This window comes from Pseudomonas sp. VA159-2 (assembly GCF_024126635.1).
In the GTDB taxonomy this organism is placed as follows: domain Bacteria; phylum Pseudomonadota; class Gammaproteobacteria; order Pseudomonadales; family Pseudomonadaceae; genus Aquipseudomonas; species Aquipseudomonas muyukensis.
Map to the genome: position 1 here is coordinate 1 of NZ_JAMYBV010000053.1, position 5,388 is coordinate 5,388.

Annotated in this window: 2 protein-coding genes; both read left to right on the forward strand. The window is 64.3% G+C overall.

Features of this window, described 5'->3' with window-relative positions; genetic code table 11:
• Positions 1-2,693: type VI secretion system Vgr family protein (gene tssI / locus NJG22_RS24180; protein WP_253098430.1), on the forward strand; the 2,693-nt coding region annotated here is incomplete at its 5' end.
• On the forward strand, positions 2,690-5,388 hold a 2,699-nt coding region (locus NJG22_RS24185; protein ID WP_253098433.1), incomplete at its 3' end, for a DUF6531 domain-containing protein. The genes tssI and NJG22_RS24185, both read left to right, overlap by 4 nt.

Below are 5,388 nucleotides of genomic sequence, written 5' to 3' on the forward strand. Positions count from 1 at the left end.
CGCAACTGGCCTACCTGGCCCACCGCATCAACCAGCGCATGTTCCAGCACAAGACCGTGCAGGAGATCATCGCCCAGGTACTGGAAGAGCACGGCATCCTCGCCAACGCCTACCAGTTCCAGCTCGGCGCTATTTACTCAGAGCGCGAGTACTGCGTGCAGTACGACGAGTCCAACCTGCAGTTCATCCAGCGCCTGTGCGAAGAAGAGGGTATCCACTACCACTTCCGCCACAGCGCCGACGGCCACCAGCTGGTGTTCGGCGACGACCAGACGGTGTTCCCCAAGCTGGCCCCGGTACAGTTCCAGCACGACTCCGGACTGGTCGCCGACACGCCGATGATCAAGCGTTTCGCCCTGCGCCTGGAAACCCGCACCAGCAGCGTCACCCGCCGCGACTACGACTTCAAGAAACCGCTGATCCAGCTCGAAGGCAGCGCCGACAGCCATGACGAGCCGGCCCTGGAAGACTACGACTACCCCGGTCGCTTCCTCGACCGCCCGCGTGGCAAGCACTTGGCCACTCGCGCCTTGGAACGCCACCGCAGCGATTACCGCCAGGCGAGCGGCGACAGCGACCAGCCGTTGCTCGCCAGCGGGCATTTCCTGATCCTGAGTGCGCACCCCAATGCTCAGTGGAACGACCTTTGGCTGCTCACCGAAATCCAGCACCAGGGCCGCCAGCCGCAGGTGCTGGAAGAAGCCATCACCAGCGACATCGACCCGCGCTTCGACGGCTTCCAGCAGGGCTACCGCAACTTCTTCGTGGTCACTCCGTGGGAGCAACCTTACCGTCCGCCGCTGAACCATCCGAAGCCTAAGGTGCTCGGCGAGCAGCGTGCGGTGGTCAGCGGCCCGCCCGGCGAAGAGATCTACTGCGACGAATACGGCCGCATCAAGGTGCAGTTTTTCTGGGACCGCGAAGGTCGCGCGGACGACAAGTCCAGCGTGTGGATGCGCGTGGCCAGCAGCTGGGCCGGCCAAGGCATCGCTGGCCTGCAATTACCAAGGGTGGGCATGGAAGTGCTGGTCAGCTTCCTCGAAGGTGACCCCGATCAGCCCCTGGTAACTGGCTGCCTGTACCACGGCGTGAACATGCCGCACTACAAGCTGCCCGAACTCAAGACCCTGGCCACGATCAAGAGCAAGGAATACAAAGGCAGCCGCGGCAACGAACTGCGCATCGACGACACTACCAGCGAAATCAGCATCGCCCTGCGCAGCGACCACGGTGCCAGTGCGTTGAACCTCGGTTACCTGACGCACCCGCGCCCGAGCGGCGGTGCGCCACGCGGTGAAGGCTTCGAGCTGCGCACCGACCGCCACGGCGCCGTGCGCGCCGCCGGTGGCCTGCTGATCACCACCGAGCCCCGCGCCAACGAAGCCAAGCACCACAAGGACCTGCCGGAAACCGCCGAACGCCTGGCCACCGCCAGCGAGCAGCAAGACAGCCTGGCCGAACTGGCCAAGCAGATGCAGGCCCAGGAGCCCGGCGACCAGGACGCCGTGGCCAAGGACCTGCACAAGCAGCACCAAGGCATCCTCGGCAGTGGCCCGGGTGACCTGAGTAAAAACGAGTTCGCCGAATTCACCCAGCCGCACCTGGTGGTCTCGAGCCCCGCCGGCATCGCGCTGACCACTCCCGGCCCCAACCACCTCACCAGCGGCAGCCACCTGGCGCTGAGCAGCACCGGCCACACCAGCATGTCCGTCGGCAAGCGCCTGCTGGCCAGCGCCAGCCAGGGCATGCGCCTGTTTGTGCAGAGCCTCGGCCTACGCCTGGTGGCAGCCTCCGGCGACATCGATTTCCGCTCGCTGAAGGACAACATCAACCTGCTGGCCAAGCTCGACATCACCGCCAACGCCGACCGCATCACCCTCAAGGCCAAGACCGAGCTGGTGGTGCAGGGCGGCGGCAGCGCCACCACCTACAACGCCGGCGGCATCACCCACGTCACCAGCGCCAACTACACCGCCCACGCGGCGCAGTTCGCCCATATCGGCGCGGCGAGCAAGGCCGGCACCTTCCCCGAGCCACCCAAACCGGGCAAAGGCGCGCTGGAGCTGTTCAACCTGTACGCCAACACCAAGGGCATCAAGGCCGGCGACTACGAAGTCACCGACGCCCTGGGCACAGTGCTCAAGGGCTCGCTGGACGGACAGGGTTTCAATGCCGTGTCCGGCGCCGCGCCCGGGCCAGCCTCGGCGAAATTCGGCCTCGACACGGCCGATACCTGGAGCCTGGGCAGCTTCGTCAAAGGCGCTCCATGGCTGAAGCTGCCCATGGCCGAAGAGGGCGCGCCCTCGATGCTCGATTCGATGATCGACACGCTCACGCCTGATGGCAGTGGCGCGACGATGGGCACGCTCAAGCAACTGGCCAGCAGTGGCATGGACGCGGCCAAGAGCGGCATGAGCCTGCTCAAGACCGGGCAGAGCGCTCTGCAGAGTGCACAGCAGGTGCAAGGCGCGCTGAAAGGCGGCGTCGCCGGCCTGCCGCAACTGGCGAGCGCCGCCAGTTCGGCGCTGCCTGCCGCCTCCAGCACCCTGAGCGTCGCGGGCAAGGCCGGTGCCGCCGTGCAGGGGGCCATGGCCAGCCTGCCGAAGCTGCCGGCGCCACCCAAACTCCCCGCCTTCAAGGCACCGAACCTGAACACCCTGACTGACCTGATGCCAGGCGAGCTGATTTCATGACCGAACAGACTTCCCAACCCGGTGGCCGCGAAGTCGCCATCGTTCCCCTGAACGAAATCCACATCGAAGACGTCGGCCGTGGTGCTGCGGTATTCGATGCCTGGCTGCGCGACGTCAGCGACGGCTATGTCACCCTCGAGCGCATCAAGAACGTCGCGGGTGCCTTGCCGGTGGTGGGTAACATCATCGCTCTGGTCGACGCCCTGGGCGATATCGTCACCCTCGCTGAAAGTAAACAGCCCGACCCGTGGGACTGGGTCAGCTTGGGCATCAACCTGATCGGCGTGGTGCCTATTCCACCGAACATGGCGGCCGCGCGCATGAGCCTGCGCCCGATGCTGTTCATGGTGCGCCAGGAAGGCAAGCAGATCCTCGGTGACGCGCTGATCGAGATCATTGCCGGGCACCTGAACGCCGACATCGTCGGTAGCCTGGATGACTTCGTCAGCCAAGCCGAAGGCAAGCTCAAGGAAACCCTGACGGCGGCGGGTGGCAAAGGCGAGGAAATTCTCAACGAGATCTGCAAAGGCCTGGATGCCTTGATCGATGCCGACCTCGACAGCGGCAAGGACCTCGGCGAGGCAGGCAAGAAAGCGAGCAAGGCGGCCGACCAACTGCTGCATGACCCTCTGGCCAGTATCGACAATATCTTCGGCGCGGCCTGGAGCGCCTACAAAGCGGCCGGCAAGGGCGTGGCCAACATGGCCGCCAGCGCGACGATCAGTGAAGAGGCCAAGGTCTACGGCCACAAGCAAGTCGCCAAATTGCGGGTGCTGGCACCCCAGATCAAAAGCGAGATCCTCAAGCTAGGTTCGGCCAGCAACCCGCACTCGATCGAGGCGTTGCGCCTGATCCTGGCGGGCAGCGTGGCACTGTGGCGCAGGCGTAATCCGCAGCTGGTGAACACCAACATCAAGCCCAACTCCACCAGCACCGCGCAGCACCAGGCCACGCAAGGCAAGCTCGAAACCCAGCGCGAGGAAGCGCCGCCAAAGAATGCGGCCAACCGCTGCAAGAACGGCCCTTGCCCGGGGACCACCCGCGACATCAACTTCGCCCTGGGCAGCGAAACCCTGCAGCACGTCGACTTCAGCCTGCCCGGGCCATTCCCGGTCACCTGGGCGCGGACCTACAACTCCCGGCTGGCACAACTCGACGACAGCAGCCTGGGCGCCCGTTGGCTGACCGAGTTCACCACCTGCATCGATGTGGTCGACGATGGCCTGGTGTTCCACGACGTCGACGGTCGTAGTCACCCGTACCCGATGCCCAAACAGGGCAAGCCGCACTATGACCCGATCGAATACCGTGCCCTGGTCCGCACCACCGAGACCCAGATCATCCTCACCCGAGGGCTGGAGCGGCGTGAAACCTACGAGCGTGTCGGTGATCGGTTCTATCTGGTTCATATCGTCCTGCGCAGCGGCGCAGGCGCGATGCTGCACTACGAGCATCATTTCAACGGCCGACCGGTGTTGTCCGATATCAACACGTATGAGGACAACGACCCGACCAAGGTACACCTGCAACTGGGCACGCTGCTCGACGACCATGGGCATATCCAGGGCGTGTGGCAGGTGGTGGACGGCAAGCCGCTGCGCCAGCTGTGCGCCTATCACTACGACGACCAGGGCGACCTGGTCATCGCCCAGGACGAACACGGCGCCGCCTGGCACTACGAGTACCAGCATCACCTGGTGACCCGTTACACCGACCGCACCCAGCGCGGCTTCAACCTCGAATGGGACGGCTCGGGGGCGCATGCCAAAGCCATCCGCGAATGGGCCGACGACGGCAGCTTCGAAACCCGCCTGCAATGGGACAAGCACATCCGCCTGACCACCGTGACCGACGCCTACGGCCAGCAGACCAAGCACTATTACGACATCCTCGGCTACACCTACCGCATCAAGCATCCGGACGGTAACTCCGAATGGCTGTTCCGCGATGATCGCAAGAACATCATCCGCCACGTCCACCCCGACGGCAGCCAGGATCGCTTCGCCTTTGATGAGCGCAGCAACCTGCTCAAGCACATCCGTGCCGACCACAGCGTGGTGCACTACGCCTATGACGACCACGACCAGCTGATCAAGATTCGTGATGCCGAGGGCGGGCTGTGGCTGCGCGATTACGACGAGCTCGGCAACCTGGTCGAGACCACCGACCCGCTGGGCAACAAGACCGAGTTCGCCTACACCCCGGCCGGGTTGGTCAAGGCGATCAAGGATGCTATCGGCAATGAGAAGAAACTTGCCTATAACGACGCCGGGCAGTTGCTTGAGTACACCGACTGCTCCGGCAAGACCAGCCAGTGGACGTACAACACCTTCGGCCAACTGAGCGAGTTCGCCGATGCGGCGGGCAACAAGACCACCTATGAGTACAAGGCTGGCCAACTGGCCAAGGTCATCCACCCCGACAAGACCGAAGAACACTTCGAGCGTGATGCCGAAGGCCGCCTGTTGGCGCATGTCGATGCCCTCGACCGCTGCACCACCTGGACCTACAACGCGGTCGGCTTGCTGGCCGAGCGCGTCGATGCGGCAGAACATACCCTGCGCTACCGTTGGGACAAGCTCGGCCGCTTGATCGGGCTGGAAAACGAAAACGAGAGCAAGGCCAACTTCCTCTACGACCCGGTTGGCCGGCTGTTGCAAGAAACCGGTTTCGATGGCTTAGTCACCCGCTATCA